Origin of the sequence: Aliigemmobacter aestuarii (assembly GCF_004799285.1) — a bacterium.
Lineage (GTDB): Bacteria > Pseudomonadota > Alphaproteobacteria > Rhodobacterales > Rhodobacteraceae > Aliigemmobacter > Aliigemmobacter aestuarii.
In genome coordinates, this window is the sequence record NZ_SSND01000006.1 from 1 (window position 1) to 20,873 (window position 20,873).

General features: G+C 65.1%; 17 protein-coding genes. 2 read left to right on the top strand and 15 right to left on the bottom strand.

Going from position 1 to position 20,873, the window contains the following annotated elements:
- Positions 1 to 2,281 (bottom strand): DUF7507 domain-containing protein (locus E7811_RS16950; protein WP_136395872.1); only part of this gene is annotated, 2,281 nt, incomplete at its 3' end.
- 106 nt (positions 2,282 to 2,387) lie between these two features.
- On the opposite strand from E7811_RS16950, the gene E7811_RS16955 reads away from it, so the two are divergent.
- A complete protein-coding gene (locus E7811_RS16955; RefSeq protein WP_136395873.1) occupies positions 2,388 to 2,693 on the top strand; it encodes a hypothetical protein in 306 nt (101 codons plus the stop codon).
- Between the two features lie 500 nt (positions 2,694 to 3,193).
- Entirely contained in the window at positions 3,194 to 5,002 is a 1,809-nt protein-coding gene (locus E7811_RS18380) for a CAP domain-containing protein (protein WP_168733078.1), read from the top strand.
- Between the two features lie 97 nt (positions 5,003 to 5,099).
- Here E7811_RS18380 and E7811_RS16965 read toward each other — a convergent pair whose 3' ends face one another.
- The 14 genes from E7811_RS16965 to E7811_RS17025 form a co-directional block, all read right to left on the bottom strand.
- Complete coding sequence (locus E7811_RS16965; protein ID WP_136395939.1) at positions 5,100 to 6,521, bottom strand: gamma-aminobutyraldehyde dehydrogenase; 1,422 nt, start codon at positions 6,519 to 6,521, stop codon at positions 5,100 to 5,102.
- A 25-nt stretch (positions 6,522 to 6,546) separates the two neighbouring features.
- Positions 6,547 to 7,365, bottom strand: coding sequence for an ABC transporter permease (locus E7811_RS16970; protein ID WP_136395875.1), 819 nt, complete (start codon positions 7,363 to 7,365; stop codon positions 6,547 to 6,549).
- Positions 7,355 to 8,287, bottom strand: a complete 933-nt coding sequence (locus E7811_RS16975; protein ID WP_136395876.1) for an ABC transporter permease — start codon at positions 8,285 to 8,287, stop codon at positions 7,355 to 7,357. Before E7811_RS16975 ends, E7811_RS16970 begins: the two co-directional genes overlap by 11 nt.
- Positions 8,284 to 9,288 (bottom strand): ABC transporter ATP-binding protein, encoded by a 1,005-nt coding sequence (locus tag E7811_RS16980; RefSeq protein WP_136395877.1) that lies wholly within the window; start codon positions 9,286 to 9,288, stop codon positions 8,284 to 8,286. Before E7811_RS16980 ends, E7811_RS16975 begins: the two co-directional genes overlap by 4 nt.
- Before the next feature lie 82 nt (positions 9,289 to 9,370).
- A complete protein-coding gene (locus E7811_RS16985; protein WP_211092138.1) occupies positions 9,371 to 10,528 on the bottom strand; it encodes an ABC transporter substrate-binding protein in 1,158 nt (385 codons plus the stop codon).
- Positions 10,529 to 10,650: 122 nt separating this feature from the next.
- Positions 10,651 to 11,553 (bottom strand): LysR substrate-binding domain-containing protein, encoded by a 903-nt coding sequence (locus E7811_RS16990; protein ID WP_136395878.1) that lies wholly within the window; start codon positions 11,551 to 11,553, stop codon positions 10,651 to 10,653.
- A 68-nt stretch (positions 11,554 to 11,621) separates the two neighbouring features.
- Positions 11,622 to 12,641, bottom strand: coding sequence for an ABC transporter ATP-binding protein (locus E7811_RS16995; RefSeq protein WP_136395879.1), 1,020 nt, complete (start codon positions 12,639 to 12,641; stop codon positions 11,622 to 11,624).
- Positions 12,638 to 13,636, bottom strand: a complete 999-nt coding sequence (locus E7811_RS17000) for an ABC transporter ATP-binding protein (protein WP_136395880.1) — start codon at positions 13,634 to 13,636, stop codon at positions 12,638 to 12,640. The genes E7811_RS16995 and E7811_RS17000 overlap by 4 nt, the downstream gene beginning before the upstream one ends.
- Positions 13,633 to 14,787 (bottom strand): ABC transporter permease, encoded by a 1,155-nt coding sequence (locus E7811_RS17005; protein ID WP_136395881.1) that lies wholly within the window; start codon positions 14,785 to 14,787, stop codon positions 13,633 to 13,635. Before E7811_RS17005 ends, E7811_RS17000 begins: the two co-directional genes overlap by 4 nt.
- 12 nt (positions 14,788 to 14,799) lie before the next feature.
- Complete coding sequence (locus E7811_RS17010; protein WP_136395882.1) at positions 14,800 to 15,804, bottom strand: ABC transporter permease; 1,005 nt, start codon at positions 15,802 to 15,804, stop codon at positions 14,800 to 14,802.
- A gap of 118 nt (positions 15,805 to 15,922) precedes the next feature.
- Positions 15,923 to 17,962 (bottom strand): ABC transporter substrate-binding protein, encoded by a 2,040-nt coding sequence (locus tag E7811_RS17015; protein WP_136395883.1) that lies wholly within the window; start codon positions 17,960 to 17,962, stop codon positions 15,923 to 15,925.
- Positions 17,963 to 18,256: 294 nt separating this feature from the next.
- A complete protein-coding gene (locus E7811_RS17020; RefSeq protein ID WP_246020514.1) occupies positions 18,257 to 19,507 on the bottom strand; it encodes a sulfatase-like hydrolase/transferase in 1,251 nt (416 codons plus the stop codon).
- A 22-nt stretch (positions 19,508 to 19,529) separates the two neighbouring features.
- On the bottom strand, positions 19,530 to 19,772 hold the full coding sequence (locus tag E7811_RS18295; protein ID WP_246020516.1) for a sulfatase-like hydrolase/transferase: 243 nt from the start codon (positions 19,770 to 19,772) through the stop codon (positions 19,530 to 19,532).
- A gap of 169 nt (positions 19,773 to 19,941) precedes the next feature.
- The gene (locus E7811_RS17025) at positions 19,942 to 20,811 is read right to left on the bottom strand and encodes a LysR substrate-binding domain-containing protein (RefSeq protein WP_136395884.1); all 870 of its coding nucleotides are present in this window, start codon (positions 20,809 to 20,811) and stop codon (positions 19,942 to 19,944) included.
- Positions 20,812 to 20,873 lie beyond the last annotated feature (62 nt).

Genomic DNA, 20,873 nt, shown 5'->3' on the forward strand with positions numbered 1-20,873 from the left:
CGACATCGGCGGTCTTGTCCAGCGTGATCGCGGGCTGTTGCGCCGCGGTCAGCGTCACGCTGTCGGTGTCGGTGACGGCGTCGCCCACGGGCGGGGTGCCCGAGGCGGTCGCGGTGTTGGCGATGGAACCTGCGTCGAGGTGGTCCTGGGTGACGGTCAGCGTGGCGGTGAAGATCTGGCTGGCGCCGGGGGCCAGGCTGACCGGGGCCGGGGTGATCGCCGACAGGCCGGTCAGCGGGTCGGTGACCGAGACATTGGCCAGCGTCACGTTGCCGGTGTTCTCGACCTCGAAGCTGTAGGTGACGGTCTCGCCGAGCGTGCCATAGGTGGCGACATCGGCGGTCTTGTCCAGCGTGATCGCAGCGTTCCGGACGGGCAGGCAGACGGTGGCGCCATTGTTGGCGAGGCTGGTTTCCGTCAGCGCCGTGCCATCGGTTTCCTCGGCGGAGGAGCTTGCGGTGTTCACAAGGGCGAGGCCCGAGGCGCAGGTGCCGGTATCGACCGCGGTCGCGTTGCCGCCGCCGTCGACATCGGCCTGGGTCACCAGATAGGTCGCCGTGCAGCTGGCAGATGCGCCGGAGGCAAGCGTCGCGATGGAGGCCGCGCCGCCGCCGCAATCGATCGCCGACAGGCCGGTCAGCGACGTGTCGACCGGCGTCAGGTTGGAAATCGCCCAGGGGCCGTTGTTGGTGAAGGCAAGCGTGTAGGTGACGGTGTCGCCCGCCGCCGCGCTGACCGGATCGGCCGTCTTGGCCATGTCATAGGTCGGCGCGTCATCGTCGTTGTAGAAGGTGCAGGTAACGGCGTCGCCCGCGGCGAGCGTCAGGGTCGAGCCGGACAGAGCGCTGCCGCCCGTGCCGTTCACCGAACAGGCGAGCGGGGTGGCGGCGGGCTGGTAGCCGGTCAGCGCGGTTTCCGTCAGGCTGTAGGTGCCGGGGGTCAGCGTCACGGGCACGCCCTGTGTCGCGGCTGTGCCGTTGTAGCTGAGCGTGAACGCACCCGCCGCGGCAGTCCCGCCGTTGTCGTTGGTCACCGATTTGACCAGGGTGAGCGAGCCCTTGTTGTAGCGGTTCGTCAGCGTGCAGGTGACGTTCTCGCCCGAGGCAAGCGTCAGGCCGTCGTTCGGGTTCGTGTCAGCCGCGCCGGTGCAGGCCAGAGACAGCGTGTAATCCGGGTTCGCAGGGGTTTCCGCGATCGTGTAGGTGCCCGCGTTCACGGTTCCGGTCACATCCGTCGATCCGCTGGCACCCGGCCCGCTGAGGACAGCGTTGGCAAGCGTGCCGTCGGGCGAGGCGAAGATCGTCCAGGCCGAGGGCAGGGCGGTGCCTGCGCCGCCATTCTCGACCACCTTGTCGAGCGTCAGCGTGGCGGTCGCGCGGGTGTTCGTGAAGGTACAGGCGATCTGCTGCTGGGGGTTGGTGTCGCGGAAGGACGACCCCAGGATCACCACCGTGCCGTTGCCGTCATCGGTGTAGCCGACGCCTTCGGTCAGGCCGGTGCAGACGGCGTCGCTGGTCCAGCCGGCGGGGACCGTCTCGGTGATCGTCACGCTGTTGAAGCCGGCGCCCGCGCGCACGGGCAGAAGGTCGCTGGCATAGGTGACGGGGGTGTTTTCGGCCGTCGTGGTCAGGGCGAAGCTGCCCGAGTTCTGGGCGCCCGAGACAGTGAAACCGAAGGTGCCGACGTCGCCGGTCGAGACCTTGGCGACAGTGACCTTGGGCGCGATGCTGAGCGTCACACCGCCCGAGGGACCGAAGCACTGGGGCGTGGCGACATCATAGAGCGTGTCCTTGTCGTTGCTTTGCCATGCGGCCCAGAAGCTCACTTCCGTGCCGGAATCGATCGCGCCGTCGTTGTCGAGGTCGCACTTGACCTGAATGTTGCGGGTGACGGTGAACGTGCCTGATGCACCCGACGCGCCGTCGAGGCAGGCGTCGCCATCCCGGTTGGCCATGCCAGCCGGAATCGTTCCGCCTGCGGGAACAAGGCAATCATCGTAATAGATCGTGCCATTCGCCCCCTGGGTGCCAAAGCCATAGGCCACCATCAGGTCATAGACGTTGTTGCCATTCAGCGAATAGGTCACGGATACGGGCAGCGTCACGACATCGGTGGGCAGGCTGCATTGCCCCAAGGCCTGGCTGGGGTTCGGGGTGACCGACACGATGGCGGCGTTGTTCGAGGTGCAGTTCGCCTTGGTCGTGTAGGGCGTGGAGGCAAAACCCCACGCACCATCCTGGGCCTGCGCCTGGGGTGCCGCCACGAAAAGGGTTGTCGCCATTACCATGGCCGCCCGGATCGTGTTCCGGAAAAGGGACGTTTTCGCAGGAAGTTCCCGGTCGCACATGCGAACACGGTTGAAGACGAAATGATGACCCAGATGCGACATGGCGAGAATCCTTGAGGAAATCCCCGCCGCCAGAAATTCACACAACCAAAAACCACCTACGCCAAAAAAAGGCGGCGGTCAGATGTTGAATTTAGGCGAATTTGGGGCGGCCAGCCACGATTTTGTTAAGATTGGACCGCAAGCGGCCAAAATCACGCCACTTTTCGGCCATAATTCACTTTCCGGCGACAATCGCACAAGATGTAGCCCCCTTACGTTGGAAAAGTACAAATTTGAGCGGGTTCATTGGTTCGTGGCCGGCAACAAGCGGAAAGGTACTTCGGCGATTGTGGATCATCTTTAGGTTGTTTTGCGTAAATCGCCACATTTCAAGGTTGCATCACGTCGCGCATCGGTCGCAAGCCCGTGATCCCGATTCGTGGCATCCGGGTGGCGGCGGCCCGATCCAATTCCGATCCGGTCCTGGCCGTTTCGATCGCGCCCGACAGGTCGGCACGACACCGACCGGTCTTTGCGGGAATGCCCTGTGCGCGTCATGGGTGGCACGGAATGCGTGGCCGATCCGCCGGGCTGGCCTTTCGGGCAGAACTCTTCAAAACATTGAAAATAATGATATTATTCTTGCCATTTCGTCGCAGCGTGCCGGCCTGCGCGATCCCCCGTGCGCGCGTTCCGGCGCGGCCCGGGCCGCCGCACACATCCCGGTAGGCGGCTGCCACATTCCGGCGCTGAATTTGCCGCAAACTTGCCTTTCATTTCCAGCATTTGCCACGACCGGTCCACACTGGGGCCTAACTGATCGGGTGTTTTCGTCGGGCTGTTCTGATGCTGCCGGAGCACCCGATGTCGATCACCGCCTACGAACAGTTCATGATCGAACTGGTCAACCGGGCCCGTCTGGACCCAGCCGGAGAGGCCGAGCTTCTCGGAATCGAACTCAACAGCGGGTTGTCGGCCCGCCGGATCTCGCCCCAGTCCTATCAGCCACTTGCGGTCAACGACCGCCTCGGCGCGGCAGCGGACACCCACAGCCGATGGATGCTGCAGACCGAAACCGTGGGCCATCGCGGCGCGGGCGGGTCGAACGCGGGCGACCGGATCGGTGCGACCGGCTATGATCTTTCGGGCGATGCGACATGGAGCGAGAACGTCGCCTTCCGCGCCTCGAGCGGGCGGCTGGACCGGATCGAGGCGATCCTGCGCCAACATGGCAGCCTGTTCGACAGCTCGCTGCACCGCCTGAACATGTTCAAGTCCGAGGTGGCCGAGATCGGCGTCGGGCAGGCGGTGGGCAATTTCGCGGGCTACAATGCCTCGCTCATCACACAGAATTTCGCCTACAGCGGGCGCACGCATTTCCTGACCGGAGTGGCCTATGCGGACCGGAACGGCGACGATTTCTATTCGGTCGGCGAAGGACGCGGCGGCGTGTCCTTCACGATGCAGGGCGGGCGGACGACCTCAGCCGCGGCGGGGGGCTATGCGCTGGAAACCGCGGCGAACGGGTTGCAGAAAGTCATCGCCTGGTATGGCAACCGCAAGGTCGTGGTCGATGTGCGGTTCCGGGGTGAGAATGTGAAGCTCGACATCGTCGGCGGGCGCGAGATCGAGGTTTCGGCCAGTGCCCGGCTGGTCCGTGGCGTGGCCCATGCCGAACTTCTGGGCGTGCAGAACACGAACCTCACGGGCAATCGGCAGGGCAACCGGCTTGAAGGCAACGATGGCAAGAACATGCTGTTCGGGCGCGGCGGAAACGACCGGCTGGACGGCGGCGAGGGCAATGACACGCTGATGGGCGGTACGGGCAACGACCGCCTGACCGGAGGCGTGGGGCGTGACAAGCTGGTCGGCCATGGCGGGCGCGACCTGGTGGATTACAGCGACTCGTCCGGCGGGGTGATCGTGGATCTGGCGCGCGGACACGGGCGTGGCGGCGATGCCCAGGGCGACCGCCTGCTGTCAATCGAGGATGTGCTGGGATCGGGCTATGCCGACCGCCTGGTCGGGAATGGCCGGGGCAACCGGCTGTTCGGCGGCGAGGGCGACGATACGCTGGATGGCGGGCGCGGCGCGGACCGGCTGGTCGGGCAGGGCGGCGACGACCTGTTCATCGGTGGTCAGGGCGCCGACTGGATGGTCGGAGGCGGCGGGTTCGACCGGGTCAGCTATGCCGCCTCTCCCTACGCGGTCAGGGTCGATCTGGCGTCGCGGGGGCCGCAATGGGGCGGCCAGGCGGCAGGCGACCGGCTGGCGGGGATCGAGGCCGTGACCGGTAGCCAGCATTCCGATGTCCTGGCAGGCGACGCGCAGGCCAACGCGCTGGCGGGCCTTGCGGGCAATGACAGGATCGACGGGCGCGCGGGCGACGACACGATCGACGGCGGCGCGGGCGATGACCTGATGACCGGGGGCGCGGGGGCGGATGTCTTTGTCTTCCTGCCCGGCTCGGGCAGCGACCGGATCACCGATTTCGATCCGGCCGTCGACCGGCTTCAGATCGCGGCGGCGGCCCTTCCGGCGGGGGATCTGTCGGGGATCGCGTCGCTTGGTGACGGAGGCGAGGTGGTGCTGACGCTGGCGCCCGGCGCGCAGATCGTCCTGCACGGCCAGACCGACATCAATCAGGTTCTGGCCGCGATCGACATCCTTTGATGGGGCCTTGACCGGGCCTTGACCGGGCCCTGCGACGCATCCTGCGGGCGCGCGCATCACCGGCCGGGTCGTGCCGGCCGGTGATGGGCAGCCCAGTTCAGTGCTTGATCATCACATGCCGGACGACGGTGTAATCCTCCAGCGCATAGGCGGACATGTCCTTGCCGTATCCGGATTGCTTCAACCCGCCATGCGGCATTTCGTTGACCAGCATGAAATGGGTGTTGATCCAGGTGCAGCCATAGCGCAGCCGCGCCGCCGTCTCCATCGCGCGGCCCACGTTCTGCGTCCAGACCGACGAGGCCAGGCCATAATCGGAATCGTTGGCCCATGCCACGGCCTGATCCACGTCCGAGAACGGCGTGATCGACACCACGGGGCCAAAGACCTCGCGCCGGACGATCTCGTCTTCCTGTTTCGCCCCCGCGATCACGGTGGGCCGGTAATAGAACCCCTGACCCATCACCTCGCCGCCGGTGGTGATTTCGATGTGGTTCAATTCGCGCGCGCGGTTCACGAAGCTTGCCACCCGGTCCCGCTGGCGCAAGCTGATCAGGGGGCCGATCTCGTTTGTCGTGTCGTCCTCAAGGCCAAGCGCGATGTTCGAAACGGCGCTGGTCAGGTCCGCCACCAGACGCTCATAGACCTTCCGGCCCGCATAGATGCGGCAGGCGGCGGTGCAATCCTGCCCGGCATTGTAATAGCCGAAGGCGCGCAGCCCCTCGACCACCGCGTCGATATCTGCATCGTCGAAAACGACGACCGGGGCCTTGCCCCCCAGTTCCAGATGGGTGCGCTTGACCGTGCGCGCGGCGGCATCCAGCATCTTCTTGCCCGTGGCCACATCCCCGGTGAGCGAGATCATGTCGACGCCGGGATGATTGATCAGCGCATTGCCCACGGTATGGCCGCGCCCTGCGATCACGTTGACCACGCCCTCGGGCAGTTCCTCGGCGAGAATTCGGGCCATCTTCAGCGCCGTGAAGGGGGTCTGTTCGCTGGGTTTGAACACGACGGTATTGCCTCCGCCGATGGCCGGGGCCAGTTTCCAAGCCATCATCATCAGCGGATAGTTCCACGGCGCGATCGAGGCCACGACCCCGATCGGATCACGCCGGATCATGCTGGTGTGACCGGCAAGGTATTCGCCCGCGACCTGGCCATGCTGGGTGCGGACCGCGCCCGCGAAAAAGCGGTAGCAGTCGACGATGGCGGGGATCTCGTCATTGCGGGCGGCGTTGATCGGTTTGCCGCAGTTCAGCGCCTCGAGCCGGGCGAAATCGTCCGCCTCGGCCTCGATCCGGTCGGCGATGCGCAGCAACGCCGCCGCGCGTTCGGCGGGCGTGGTGCGCGACCAACCCTCGAATGCGGCACGCGCGGCCTGCACCGCCCGGTCGACCTGGGCAAGGCTTGCCTCGGGCACCTCGACGATCAGTTCGCCCGTGCGCGGGTTCAGCACCGGTTCCTTCGCGTCCTGCCCGGCCTCGAAATCATTGCCGATCAAGAGTTTAAGGTCGATCGCGCTCATTGTGTCACCTCCCGTGTCATTTGCCCGCGCCAGCGGTCTCGGAGCCGCCCCGGGTCAGGTAATAGGCCAAAAGGATCGGGACGAAAGTCACCGCAAAGACGACGATCGCCACCACATTCGTCACCGGGCGCTGCCGCGGCCGGACCAGTTCGTTCAGCATCCAGATCGGCAGGGTGGATTGCTGCCCCGCCGTGAAGGTCGTCACGATCACCTCGTCGAAGGACAGGGCGAAGGCCAGCATCCCGCCCGCCAGAAGCGCGCTGCCGAGGTTGGGCAGAAGGACATAGCGCATCGTCTGGAAGGCGTTCGCGCCAAGGTCGGCGCTGGCCTCCATGATGCCGCCGGACAGCCGCCGCATCCGCGCCACCGCGTTGTTGTAGACGATCACGATGCAGAAGGTCGCGTGGCCCAGAACGATCGTCCAGACACTGAACGGGATCTCCATGATCGCGAAGGCCGACCGCAGGCTCATCCCGGTGATGACGCCGGGCAGGGCAATCGGCAGGATGATCAGCAGCGAGATCTGTTCGCGTCCGAAAAAGCGCGTCCGCGCCATCGCTCCCGCCACCAGCGTGCCAAGGATCATCGCCAGCAAGGTCGAGATCGCGGCCACCTTCAGCGACAGGTAGAGCGGCGGCCAGATGTCGGCCCGGTTCCAGGCCACGCCGAACCATTGCGTCGTCAGCCCCGGCGGCGGAAAGGCATAGGTGCGTTCCTCGATCGTGAAGGCGTAAAGGAAGATCAGCAGGATCGGCAGGTGCAGGAACAGAAGCCCGCCGATAGCCGCGATCCTCAGCGCCAGCGAGGCGCCCTGTCTGCCGTCGTCAGAGCGCATCGAAAGCCCCCGCGCGTTTGGCCAGATGCAGGTAGATCAGCATGATGACGATCGGCACCACCGCGAAGGCCGCGGCCAGCGGGATGTTGCCCGCCGTGCCCTGGAGTTGATAGACGGCCTGCCCGATGAACCGGGCCGAGGTGCCGATGATCTGGGGAATGATGTAATCGCCCATCGTCAGGCTGAAGGTGAAGATTGACCCGGCGATCACGCCCGGCATGGCCAGCGGCAGGATCACGGTGCGGAAGGTCTGGCCATGGCTTGCACCAAGGTCGGCCGAGGCTTCCAGCATCGACAAGGGCACGCGTTCCAGCGCCGCCTGCATCGGCAGGATCATGTAGGGCAGCCAGACATAGACGAAGACCATCCATGTGCCGAGGAAACTGGTCGACAGCGAATTGCCGCCGATGAAGGGCAGGCCCAGGACGGCGTCAAGGATCGGCGTCGTGCCGGTCACTCCCGCGGCCCAGCCGATGATCCCTTCCTTGGCAAGGATCAGCTTCCAGGCATAGACCTTGACCAGGTAGGACGACCAGAGCGGCAGCATGACGCCCAGATAGAAGGCGGCCTTCCAGGGCCCGCGCGCATAGCGGGCGGCGTAATAGGCGATCGGAAAGGCCAGCAGCGCGCATCCAAGCGTGACCGAGGCCGACATCAGCAGCGTGCGGAAGATGATGTCGAGGTTCTGCGCGCGGAACAGTTCGACATAGGTCTTCAACGTGAATTCCGGCACCACCACGCCCGAGAATTCGTCGATGTAGTAGAAACTTTGCAGCAGAAGCGCCGCGAGCGATCCCAGATAGACCAGCCCCAGCCAGATCAGGGGCGGCGCGATCATCAGAAGAAGCAGCAGGTTCGGTCGGCGCCAGAACAGCCCGGTCAGCCGGTCGCCAAGCCCGCGTTCGGCCAGAACCGCGCTCATGCCCCCTCCATCACATGCAGATGGGCCGGATCGAAGCCAAGCCCGACGGTTTCGCCCGGTTGCGGCACGGCGATGCCTGCGGGCACCAGCGCCGCGATCTCGGCCCCGGGGGCGGTGCCCTGGACGGCGATCTGCACGCGCGTGCCCGCCCCGAGATAGCGCAGCGCGGTAACGCTTCCGGCCAGCGCCGCGGCCTCGGCGGGAATGATGCGCAGGCTTTCGGGGCGCAGGCTGGACCATTTCGCCGGTCCGCCCAGCCTTTGGGTGATCTCGGGCGGAAGGACATTGGACGACCCGACGAAATCGGCCACGAAACGGGTGGCCGGGCGGGCGTAGACCTCTTCGGGGCTGCCGATCTGGGCGATCCGGCCTTCGTTGAAGACCGCCAGCCGGTCTGCCATCGACAGTGCTTCGTGCTGGTCATGGGTGACGAAGACGAAGGTGATGCCAAGCCGCTGCTGAAGCGCCTTCAGTTCGTCCTGCATCGCCTCGCGCAGTTTCAGGTCCAGCGCGCCAAGGGGTTCATCCAGAAGCAGGACGCGGGGTTCGTTGACCAGGGCGCGCGCCAGCGCCACACGCTGCCGCTGGCCGCCCGACAACTGCCCGGGCTTGCGCCCGCCGTAGCCGTCCAGCTTGACCAGCGCCAGCATCTCTTCGGCCCGGCGCAGCCGTTCGGCACGCCCCATGCCCTTGACCATCAGGCCATAGGCCACGTTGTCGGCCACGTTCATGTGTGGAAACAGCGCATAGTCCTGAAAGACGGTGTTCACGTTGCGCCGGTTCGGGGGGATGTTGCTGACATCCTCGCCGAAGATGCGGATCGTGCCGGATGAAGGTTTCTCGAAGCCCGAGATCAGGCGCAGGCAGGTCGTCTTGCCCGAACCCGACGGCCCGAGCATGGCGAAGAACGCGCCTTCCTCGATGGTCAGCGAAACGTCATCGACGGCGCGAACCTGCCCGAAATGCCGGGAAACATGCGAAAATTCGACAGCAACCGCCATGGCGCCTTCTCTGTGGATCTCAATTCGGGAACGTCCGGGGCCGTTGTCGGCCCCGGCCGGATTGGTTTCGGCAAATGGCGGCTCAGCGCCCGCCGATCACGCCGATGTAGTCGGACACCCAGCGATAGTAGGGCACGCAGGCGCCTTCACCCTGCGAGCAGTTCGCCGTGGGCGTGGTCCAGAAGCGGATCTTCTCGAAATCGTCGAAGCCGTTCGTGGTGCAGCCCTCGGGCGTCAGCATCCCGCGCCCGTCGGTGCAGGCCGCCGGAACCGCCGGGTTGGCTCCGAACCAGACCGCAAGGTCGGATTGCAGGTTCGAGGACAGCGAATGTTCCATCCAGAGGTAGGAACAGTTCGGGTTCGGCGCATCGACATGCATCATCGACGTGTCGGCCCAGCCCGTCGCGCCTTCCTGCGGGATCACGCTGGCCACCGGCTGGCCTTCGGATTTCAGCAGGTTCACCTGGAACGGCCAAGTGCCCGAGGCGACGACGCCCTCGTTCTTGAAGTCGTCCATCTGGATGAAGGCGTCATGCCAGTAGCGGCTGACCAGTTCGCGCTGCTGGCGCAGCAGGTCCAGCGCGGCCTTGTACTGGTCCTCGTTCAGTTCATAGGGCGAGGTGATGCCCAGTTCCGGCTTGTGGAACATCAGGTATTGCGCGGCGTCGGCGATGTGGATCGGCCCGTCATAGGCCTGCACGCGGCCCTTGTTCGATTGCCCGTCACCCAGGGTCATTTCCTCGAACACGACGTTCCAGCTGGTCGGCGGTTCCTTGAAGACGTTGGTGTTGTACATCAGAACGTTCGGCCCCCACATGTAGGGCACGCCGTAATGTACGCCGTCGACCGTGTGCCAGGGCGCATCCTTCAGCCGGTCGTCGACCGCGTTCCACGATGGCACAAGGTCGATGTTGATCGGCTGCACGCGCTTGCCTGCGATCAGCCGCAGCGAAGCGTCGCCCGAGGCGGTCACAAGGTCGAACCCGCCTTCGTTCATCAGCGCCACCATCTCGTCCGAGGTGTTCGCGGTCTTGACGTTGACCTTGCAGCCGGTGGATTCCTCGAACTTGGTGACCCAGTCGAATTCCTTCACCGTCTCGCCGCGTTCGATGTATCCGGCCCAGGCGACGATGTTCACCTGCCCTTCGGGTTCGCCGAGGGCCGTCATCTGTGCGGCCACCGGGCCAACCGCCAAAAGCACCGAAAGCGCGGTTGTTCCCATCAGTTTCATGGATGTCATGGTCTGGCTCCCTGTGATGCGCCCGCTGTCGCCGCGGGTCGATTGCAAGGCAGGATAGGCCGGGCGCGGTCTTTCGCAAATTCAAAACACAGAAACCACCTATCGGAAAAGCCGATAGGCCGTCACCGTTCGGGCACCGCCCCCTGCGCGGAACGGACGAAGTTCAGCGCGGGTGCCGAAAGCGGGGCGCCGCGCCGCCAGGCAAGGCCCACCTGCACCGTGGGCAGATCACCCGAAACATCGCGGATTTCGATCCGGTCGCCTTCCAGCGACCACGGGCGATAGACCAGCCCCGGCAGCAGGGCCAGCCCCGCGCCCGTCGCCACCAGCGACCGGACCGCCTCGACGCTGCGGGTGCGGAAGGTGACCTGCGGCGGATGGGCGATCGAGGCCATAAGGGCGCGCGTCGCTTCCTCGATCTCGTCCACCATCAGCTGGATCAGCGGATAGCCGGCCAGTTCCTCGCGCGCGATCGCCTCTTGCTGGGCCAGTTCGTGGCCCAGTGGCAGCCAGAGCCGGAACGGCGACACCAGCAGCGTCTCGACCTGCAGGGCCAGGCGGTCGCGAACGGACGAAGTCAGCAGAACGGCCACATCCAGCTCGCCGCCGATCAGCAGGTGTTGAAGGTAGTCGCCGCTGTCCTCGATCACGTTCAGTTCGACCTGCGGATAGGCGCGGCGGAACCGGGCAAGGATGTCGGACAGGACATAGCCCGCCACAAGGCTTGTCACCCCCAGAGAAAGCCGCCCGGTGGTCTGTTCCGCCTCGCCGCGAAAGGCGTCGCGGGCGCGGGCCACGTCGCCCAGGATCTGGCGCGCATGGCGCAGGAAGGCGCTGCCCTTGTGGGTGATGCGCAGGCCCTTGGCCTGCCGTTCGAACAGCGTGACGCCCAGATCGTCTTCAAGCGAGCGGATTGCCTCGGTCACGCTGGACTGGCTGATCGACAGGACGCGCGCCGCGCCCGAAACGCTGCCCTGTTCGGCGGCGGCAACGAAGAACTGAAGCTGGCGCAGGGTGAAGGACATGGCGCAACCCTACGCATGCCCGCGGCGGCTGTCACCGCGGAATCGCGGCGCTGGCGCCGCCGCCCGGGTCAGGCCGGAACCGTCTCCATCAGTTCGCGCCAGCGGTGGCAGGCCACGGCGTGCCCTTCGCCCGACGGATCGCCCGAGGTTTCCAGCACAGGCTCCACCTTGCGGCACTGGTCGATGGCATGGGGGCAGCGGGTGTGGAACTTGCACCCCGTCGGCTGGTTCAGGGGCGAGGGGATTTCGCCCGTCAGCCTCTGGCCGCGCCCGCGGTCGTCGGGGTCGAGCGAGGGGATCGCCGAAAACAGCGCCCGCGTGTAGGGGTGGCGGGGGGCTGCGAACAGCGCGCGCGTCGGGGCGGTTTCCACCAGCCTGCCCAGATACATCACCGCCACATGGTCGCAGGTATGGGCCACGACCGAAAGGTCATGGCTGATGAACAGGAAAGTCAGCCCCAGATCGCGCTGCAATTGTTTCAGCAGGTTCAGAACGTCGGCCTGGATCGACACGTCGAGTGCCGCGACGCTTTCATCGGCCACGATGAACCTTGGCCCCGCGACCAGCGCGCGCGCGATGGAGATGCGCTGGCGCTGCCCGCCCGAGAAGGCATGCGGAAAGCGGCGCAGGTGTTCGAGGTTCAACCGGCATTTCGCCGCGATCTCGCGCACGCGGTCGTCGGTATCGCTGCGGGTGCGGGTGATCCCCATCACCTCGAGCGGTTCGGCGATGATGTCGCGGACCGTCGTGCGTGGCGACAACGCGGCGTAGGGGTCCTGAAAGATCAGCTGCGCGCGCTTGCGGTAATCCTTCAGTGCGGCGCCGTCCAGCGTGGCGAGGTCGTAATTCACCTCGCCGTCGCTGTATCGCGCGTGCCCCGCGGTGATCGGTGCGGCCTTCAGCAGCGCGCGCCCCAGCGTGGTCTTGCCCGATCCGCTTTCCCCCACGAGGCCGAAGAACGATCCGCGCCGGATCGACAGAGACACTCCGTTCACCGCGTTCAGAACGCTGCGGTTGAACAGGCCCTTGCCGATCGGATAGCCGACCGTCAGGCTTTCGGCGGCGATCAGGATGTCATCGGTCGTCATGCGCCCTCCTCGGGGTCGTGCAGGTGGCAGGACACACGGTGCGTCGCGTCCACCCAGGTTTCGGCGGGCGGGCGCAGGCGGCAGATATCGCCAAGGAATTCGGTGCAGCGGGTGTTGAACACGCATCCCGTGGGCCGTTCCAGCGGCGAGGGGATGTCGCCCGGCACCGGTATCAGCGGCGCGTCGAGATCCTCGAGCCGGGGCAGGGCGCGCAGGAGGCCGCGCGTGTAGGGGTGCTTGGGGTGGCGGATCACCTCGCGCACCGGGCCTTCCTCGACCACGCGTCCCAGATACATCACGCAGACCTTGTCGGCGGTCTGCGCCACCACGCCCAGATCATGGGTGATGAACACGATCCCCATGTGGAATTCGCTCACCAGATCCAGCATCAGGTCAATCACCTGCGCCTGGATGGTGACGTCCAGCGCCGTGGTCGGCTCGTCCGCGATCAGAAGCCGGGGTTTCGTGGACAGCGCCATCGCGATCATCGCGCGCTGGCGCATGCCGCCCGACAGTTCGAAGGCATACTGGTCGAACCGCCGCGCGGGTTCCGAGATGCCCACACGGTCCAGCATCTCGATCGAGATTTCCCGCGCGCGTGCCTTCGTCATGTCAGAATGCAGCAGCAGCTGTTCCACCATCTGGCTGCCGATGGTGATCGCGGGCGCGAAGCTGGCCATCGGTTCCTGGAAGATCATGGATATGGCGCCACCGCGCACGATCTTGAGGTCGGCGGGCCGGGTCAGCGACAGCACGTCGACCGGCCCCTGATCGGTGTGCAGGATGATCCGGCTTTCGGGGCTGTAGACGGCGTTCTTGGCGTTGAGATGCATCAACGCCTTGGCCGTCACCGACTTGCCCGAACCGCTTTCGCCCACAAGGCCCATCACCTCGCCCTTGTTCAGGGAAAAGCTGACGTCATCGACCGCCGTGATCAGCCCCTCGTCGGTGCGGAACTTCAGCGTCAGGTTCTTGATTTCGATCAGGGCCGTCATTTGTGGGTGTCCGAATAGGGGTCGGCGGCATCGCGCAGGCCGTCGCCGACAAAGACGAAGGCCATGACCAGCGCGATGAAGAAGATCACCGGGATGAAATACCACTGGTAGTTCAGCAGCACGTCGGCCGAGGTGACGTTCTGCAACATCACACCCAGCGAATTGACCGGGTCCTTCAACCCCAGCCCGATGAAGGAAAGCGCGGTTTCCGAAAGCACCATGTAGGGGAAGGAAATCACCAGATCGACGATGATGTAGCTGGTGAACGAGGGCAGCAGGTGCCGGCGGATGATATGCGACGACGACGCGCCGCACAGCTGCGCGGCCAGCACGTATTCCTGGTTGCGTTCGGTCAGAAGATGCGTGCGCACCCGTCGCGCCAGCGTGGGCCAGCCGATCAGCCCAAGGATCAGCGAGATGAAGAAGAACCGCTGTTCGGCTGTCCATTCCTGCGGGATGAAGGCCGCGATGGCCATGAACAGCGGGATCGTGGGCACGGTGCGCACCGCATCGGTGATCATCTGGATCACGCTGTCGATCCGCCCGCCGTAATACCCCGACACCCCGCCGATGACCAAGGCCAGCACAAAAGCGATGAATACCCCGATGGTGCCCACCTGCATCGAGGTCCAGATCGCATGCAGCGTGCGCGAGAAGATGTCCTTGCCGGCCGAATCCGTGCCGAAAAGGTGGATGAAGCCTTCGTCCATCCCGAACAGCCGCGTCTTCAGCGGGATGACGCCGAACAGCTTGTAGGGGCTGCCCTCGACGAAGAACTGGACGTAACGGCGCTTGTCCTCGTTCACCGTTTCCACCCAGCGGAAGTTGGTGGCGATGGAACGTTCGCGTTCCACCGTGTGCAGGAAGGGGCGCAGCGAACAGCCGTTCTTGTCGCAGAACATCGGGATCGTCGGCGCGCCGTTCAGGTAATCCTTGTTCCGTCCGGCCGCCGTCGGGTCGTAGGGCGACAGGAAGGGGGCGAAGATCCCCGCCAGCATCAGCACGATCAGGAAGCCGAGCGCGATCATCGCCGCGCGCTGCTTCTTGAACCGCGCCCAGATCAGTTGCCGCTGCGAGGCGGTGAAATAGGCCTCTTTCGCCTTCTGGTCGCGCAGGCCCGCGGCGGGCGGAACATGGGTTTCCGTCGTCATCTCACCACCCCATTATCGCAGGATGCTCTTGCGGACCCGCGGGTCCAGAACCGCAAGCAACACATCGGTCAGGAAATTCAGCGTGACGATGGAGGCGGTCAGAAGAAAGATGATCGCCCCGGCAAGCTGCTGGTCGTTCGACCGCGCCAGCGCCTCGATCAGAAGGGCGCCCGCGTCGGTCAGCGTCAGGATCAGCGCCACGATGGGCAGTTCGTTGAAGATCCGGTTCAGGTCGAAGCCCAGGCTGTTGACGATCGGCCCCAGGGCATGGCGTGCCGGATAGCGCCACAGCAGCGCGCGCCCGTGCACCCCCCGCGCCGCGGCCGCGGTGACATAGAGCTTGCCGATCTCGTCCGACATCAGCGCCCGCACGGTCTGAAGCGCAAACGCGGTGGCCGACCAGCCCAGGATGAAGATCGGCAGCCAGATGTGTTTCAGCAGGTCGACCACCCTGTCCCAGGACCAGGGTGCATCGCGGTATTCTGGCGAAAAGAGCCCGGTCAGGGTTTCCCCGAAATAGACCGTGGAAAACAGCATGATCATCAGCGCCAGAAGGAAGTTCGGCATGGCCAGGCCGAAATAGCTGATGAAGCGCAGCGAGTTGTTCAGCAGCGCGTTCGAGGACGCGGCCGAGATCATGCCCACCGGCAGCGCCACGGCATAGGCCAGCGTCAGCGCGGCAAGGCAGATCCCCAGCGAGATCCAGAATTTCGTGCCCAGAAGCTGGGCGATGTCGACCCTGAGGATGCAGCTTTCGCCGAATTCGCCCCGGAAGGCGTTCACGATCCAGCTTGCCCAGCGTTCGACAAAGGGACGGTCAAGGCCGAGTCGGGCGCGTTCGTTCTCGATGTCCTGGATGGTGATGTTCTGGCCCTGGGTGTTCTTGTAGGCCAGATAGCGTTCCGCGCAATCGCCGGGAACCAGTTCCATGAGGGTGAACACGACCAGCGAGACGAGGATCAGCGTGATCATCGCCATGGCCGCCCGTGTCGCCACGAATCTGCCGAATTGAAGCATCGCTTCCCGTCATCCCTGTGGTGTCTTCTTTCATGGCGCCTGTGTCTGCGCCTTCGGTCGGCGGGTCGCGGGCGGCGGCTATGCCGCCCGCGACAGGGTCATGCGGGCCTTGGCCCCCTCATTCGTCCAGCCACCACTGGGACGCCCGATAGGGGTAGGTCCTGTAGTATTCATAGGACGCGGTCTTGAAGTCCGCGAAGTTCTTCAGCTTGTTCGAATGGTAGATCGGGTTCGGCGCGCTGACCGTGCCGATGAACAGCATGTTGCCGGTCATGTTCTCCACCAGACGGGCGCCGATGGCATCGGATTCCGGCGTGCCGACGGGCGTCGACTGGAAGGCGTTGATGTCCTCGATCATCTGCTTGACGAAGTCCGGCGGTTCGACACCCGCGGCTCCGTTCGATTCCACCCATTCCGCCCACAGCATGCCGGAGCGATGCGCGAAATAGTTCTCGAACGGGGGAACGAACAGTTCGTTCGTGCCCAGGATGATGGCAAGCGGCTGACCTTTGCCCCAGAGACCCACGTCAAGCTGGTTGGCCGACTGCGCCGAACGGTATTCGTCGGGCGTGACTTCCTTCACGACCGACTGGATGCCGACATCGGCCCAGAACTGCGCCACCAGTTCCACCGTCTGCCCCGCGATGCCCTGGGTCGAGAAGTTCATGTTCAGGACCAGTTTTTCGCCGTTGGGGAGTTCGCGGAATCCGTCGCCGTCGGTGTCCTTCAGGCCGATTTCGTCCAGAACGGCCTTGGCGGCTTCTGGGTCGTATTCGGCCTTGTGGGTCTTCCACTTCTCATCGACGAAGGGCGGCGCGGGCGAGAAGGCCACGTATTGCTGCGGCGTGCCCTGGCCGAAATAGGCGAGTTCGTTCAACTCGTCGCGGTTGATGGCGATCGACATCGCCTCGCGGAAGCGGACGTCGCCGAAGACGGCGCGCTTGGCCTCGTCAGGGTGGGTCACGTTGAAGCTGAACGCCGACATGGTGATGTCGGGTCGCAGGTCCACCGTGAAGTTGCCCTTTTCCTGGTTCTCCAGAAGGATCGGGGCCGAGGCGAGTTGCAGCGACTGCGCCTTGTAATCGGCCTCGGCGTTCACGAGTTTCAGCAGACGCACTTCGTTGTCGTTGATGTAAAGCTCGTTCTGGCGCGGGATGTAGGGCAGTTGCTGGCCGGTCGGATCCACCTGGAAGAAATAGGGGTTGGCCACCAGCCGCCGGTATTCGGTGGTGTCTTCCACATAGATGTGGCTTTCCAGCGTGGGCGAGGTCGCCGCGGGCAGGTTGGCCACGATCTGCGAATGCGACAGCATCGGCGTGGGCGTGTCCATCCAGTCCGAGTTGCCGTAATAGGCCTTGATCGCGTCATAGCCGTTGGCAAAGCCCAGGGACTGGGCATAGGCATCGGCTTCGGGGTTGATCGCGGGGTGGAACTTGCCCAGGAAGTGCTTGGGCTGGAAACCCTGCGCATAGGACGTGGCGAAATGCGCCAGAAGCCCCGGCTTCGGCGCCGGCAGCTTGAAGACCACGGTGGTTTCGTCCGGCGCATCGACCGACATCGGCTGACCGGCGACCAGCGCGTAATCCTTGGGCGTCTCGTAGATGTTGGTGTCGAGCATCAGGTTTTCATACCAGAACTCCACATCGGCCGAGGTGAAGGGCGCCCCGTCCGACCATTTGTGGCCGGGCCGCAGCTTGAACGTCAGTTCCGTGTAATCGGCGTTCCAGCTCCAGGATTGCGCGACGTTCGGCACGATCGTCTGAAGGTCGTCCGAATAGCGCACGAGGTTTACATGCCGCACCGACATGAAGTCGGAGGTGCCGGCCTCGGTCGCATTCGAAAGCCCGTCGAACACGCCGCCATAGCGCCCCACGCTTTCATAGGGAATCATGACCAGCGGTTCCGAGGGCAGGCGTTCGGCCAGCGGCGGAAGGTCCGGATTGCCCTGGATCTCGGCGTTCAGCGCGGCGATTTCGGGATTTTCCTTGAACTCCATCGTGCAGCCTGCGGCGGCCTGGAATTCGGACAGATCATATTGCTGGGGGAAGGCGCCGGGGGCCACACCCTGCGGGTCGGCAAGGTTGATGGCCGGGCAGTTCGCAGAGGCGGCAGCCGGGATCAGCAGCAGCGCCACGCCGGATAAAAGGTGCTTTCTCATTCTCTCTCCTGTCGTCTGTCAGATTGCGGTAGCGGGTCGGCGTTATTGTTCTTGTCCCCTTGCCCAAGGCGGGCCCGAAAGCCGGATGCCGTGATGCGGGGAAGGCGATGTCTGGACGTTTCCGCCAGCGTGCCCGGGGCGACCTGCGTCGTCATGCCGTCGGATGCTTGCGATGCCCCCTTTCCAATGCGCCGGATTGCCGGATCGCCGACAGCGGCTGTTAGACCCGGCCAAGGTGACAGCGACGTGACAGCCGGGCTTTGCCGCGTCGCCGTTCTGCCCCGCGCGCGGGGCCTATCCCGCCCTGGCGCGCCTGATCCCGTCGGGCGTCGCCATGGTTCTTGAAAAAAGCCCTTCGGAATGTGTCATCCGATGGTCGATCAAGCGCCGGGTCATGTCCAGCAGAACCGCCGCGTGGGCTGGATCATCGGCCAGATTCCGGGCCTCGCCCGCGCCTTCTGCATCAAACAGCAGCGGCGGCAGCCCGCCGTTGAAATGGACAAGCGTGAATCGCGGCCCGCGCAGGACCGCAAGGTTCGCCCGGTCGCAGTCCAGGCCCAGCCGATTCTGCCACAGCGTGGGCGTGATCGGATCGCCGTAATCCAGTTCGGAATAACTGTGATCGCGCCAGTCCGCGGGCGGCCTTCCGTCGAGGAAGGGCCTGAGGCTGCGCCCGTCCATCGTGTCGGGAATGTCGAGCCCCAGCAGATCGAGGATCGTGGGCGTCACGTCGACGGATTCGGTCGGATGATCCCAGGCAATGCCGTGGCTGGCCGGGCGGTCGGGGTCACGGATGATGAGCGGGGTCGCGAAGGCCGCGTCGTGCCAGGTCATCTTGCCCCATCCGTGATGGTCGCCCAGCATCTCGGCATGGTCGGCGGTCAGGATCAGCAAAGTTTCGTCGTAAAGTTCGCTGTCCTTCAGGAACCGCAGGATGCGGCCCAGGTGATCGTCCACCTCCTTGGCGAGGCCCAGATAGATCGACCGGAGCATCGCGATGTTGTCTTCGGTTTCGGGCAGGTCGGGGAAGCCTTCGACATTCGATGCGAAGGTCTTGGCATCCAGCCAGACATCGACGAAGGGGTGCTGCGCGCGGGCGGCGGCCTTGTCCAGCGGACGGTCGGGTTCGGGCACGGTGGCCGGGTCGATCATCCGGTTGTAGGGCGCGGGCGCGACCAGCGGGGGATGCGGGCGGATATAGGTCAGATGCGCGAACCATCCGCGGGGGCGGGCGGCCAGGTCGGCCAGCAGGCGATCGGTCAGGAAGGCGGTGTCGCTGTCCTCGGCGCGGTAGAGCGCGGGATCGTCCGGCCTTTCGCCCGCGGGGCGGAAGATGTCGGGGTAGGGCGGAACGTCATAGCCCTTTGCGATCAGATGCGCGCGCCAGGGCCAGCTTTCTTCAAGCCGCATCTCGACCGCCTCGACGAAGCCGGGCATGACCTGTTCATAGGTTTTTAGCGCCGGATCGTCGGGATGGTGGACCCGCGGGTCGCGGGTGCTGTCGGTGTAGCCGAAAAGCAAGGGCAGCCAGCCGCCCTTGCGCACCTCGGTGGCAAGGTTGGGCTTGTCATGGGGCAGGGGGGGTTCCGTTCCTGACGGCGCGATGGTTCATCGCGTACTGCCCGGTCAGGATCGAGGCGCGCGACGGCCCGCAGGGATTTGTCACCGAATGGTGGCGGCGGAAGGTCGTGCCCTCGGCCATCAGCGCGCGCATGTTCGGAAGGCTGACCGCGTTGGCAAGGGCGCCATGCAGGCAGTCGGCGCGCATCTGATCGATCACGACGAAAAGGACATTCCGCCTGTGGCGCACGTTCCGTCTCCCAACCCTGTCAGGGCAGGAAATACGCAGATTCGAGTCGACGCAAGAAGTTTGTGGGGTTTTGTGTGATTTTGGCCGGAGGGTTGGGGGTTGCCGAAAAACCGCGCGAAAACTCAGGCAATTGCCAACAAAACCCACAAATTCCCGCGCGCATCCTGCGTCAGGCGCCTGCCGGGCCGTCCCATTCGCGCATGAAGGCGCGGATCGCAGGCACGTCGCGGCGTTGGGTCAGGTAGACCAGCGTTTCGGTCATCATCAGCGTCAGCCCTGAAAGCGGAACCCGTTCGATCCTTGGATCGTGGCCAAGCTCCGCGTCCGAAATGAAGCCCACGCCCGTGCCTGTCGCCACCACCTCGCGCATCGCCTCGCGGCCCTCGACCTCGATCACCGGGCTCAGGCGGATGCCGTCGCGCCGCGCCGCCTCTTCCAGCCCCGACCGGGTGCGCGAGCCGCGTTCGCGGAATACCAGCGGCACCCGGCGCAGATCGTCCAGCGACAGGCTCACGGTGCCCGCTGGCAACAGGCCGCGCGCGGCGATGGCGACGATCGGGCTTTCGCCAAGATCGACGCAGGTCAGGTCGGGGGCCGGATCAAGGCTGCCGAGGATGCCGATCTCGGCGTCATAGCCGCGCAGGGCGGACAGCACCTGTTCGGAATTGCCGCTGGCGATCTGGACAAGCACCCCCGGATGACGGCGGCGGAAGCGCACTAGCGCTTCCGAGATATGCAACGCGCTGTCGGCCATGATGCGCAGCGTTCCCGACACGGCGGCACGCGAGCGTTCCAGATGGCGGCCGATCTGATCCTCGACCTCGAAGAACCGCCGCGTCAGAAGAAATAGGTCCTCGCCCGCCCCGGTCAGGCGCACGCGCCGCCCCTCGCGGTAAAACAGAAGCGTGTCATGGTCCTGTTCCAGGCGGCGAACCTGATCCGACAGCGAGGGCTGCGTCTGGTTCAGCGCTTCGGCCGCGCGGGAAAACCCGCCGTGCAGGGCGACGTGGTGGAAGGCGCGAAGCTGGGCATAGCGCATGTATCGGCCAATCTTATGGATCAATATCCAAACAAGATTTCACATATGGAAAGGCATCGGTC

Excerpts from the sequence above, each read along its gene's own strand:
- E7811_RS16955 (WP_136395873.1), top strand. The coding sequence starts at position 2,388 with ATGGCGAGAATCCTTGAGGAAATCCCCGCCGCCAGAAATTCACACAAC.
- E7811_RS18380 (WP_168733078.1), top strand. The coding sequence starts at position 3,194 with ATGTCGATCACCGCCTACGAACAGTTCATGATCGAACTGGTCAACCGG.
- E7811_RS16970 (WP_136395875.1), bottom strand. The coding sequence starts at position 7,365 with ATGCGCTCTGACGACGGCAGACAGGGCGCCTCGCTGGCGCTGAGGATC.
- E7811_RS16975 (WP_136395876.1), bottom strand. The coding sequence starts at position 8,287 with ATGAGCGCGGTTCTGGCCGAACGCGGGCTTGGCGACCGGCTGACCGGG.
- E7811_RS16980 (WP_136395877.1), bottom strand. The coding sequence starts at position 9,288 with ATGGCGGTTGCTGTCGAATTTTCGCATGTTTCCCGGCATTTCGGGCAG.
- E7811_RS16985 (WP_211092138.1), bottom strand. The coding sequence starts at position 10,528 with ATGACATCCATGAAACTGATGGGAACAACCGCGCTTTCGGTGCTTTTG.
- E7811_RS16990 (WP_136395878.1), bottom strand. The coding sequence starts at position 11,553 with ATGTCCTTCACCCTGCGCCAGCTTCAGTTCTTCGTTGCCGCCGCCGAA.
- E7811_RS16995 (WP_136395879.1), bottom strand. The coding sequence starts at position 12,641 with ATGACGACCGATGACATCCTGATCGCCGCCGAAAGCCTGACGGTCGGC.
- E7811_RS17000 (WP_136395880.1), bottom strand. The coding sequence starts at position 13,636 with ATGACGGCCCTGATCGAAATCAAGAACCTGACGCTGAAGTTCCGCACC.
- E7811_RS17005 (WP_136395881.1), bottom strand. The coding sequence starts at position 14,787 with ATGACGACGGAAACCCATGTTCCGCCCGCCGCGGGCCTGCGCGACCAG.
- E7811_RS17010 (WP_136395882.1), bottom strand. The coding sequence starts at position 15,804 with ATGCTTCAATTCGGCAGATTCGTGGCGACACGGGCGGCCATGGCGATG.
- E7811_RS17015 (WP_136395883.1), bottom strand. The coding sequence starts at position 17,962 with ATGAGAAAGCACCTTTTATCCGGCGTGGCGCTGCTGCTGATCCCGGCT.
- E7811_RS17025 (WP_136395884.1), bottom strand. The coding sequence starts at position 20,811 with ATGCGCTATGCCCAGCTTCGCGCCTTCCACCACGTCGCCCTGCACGGC.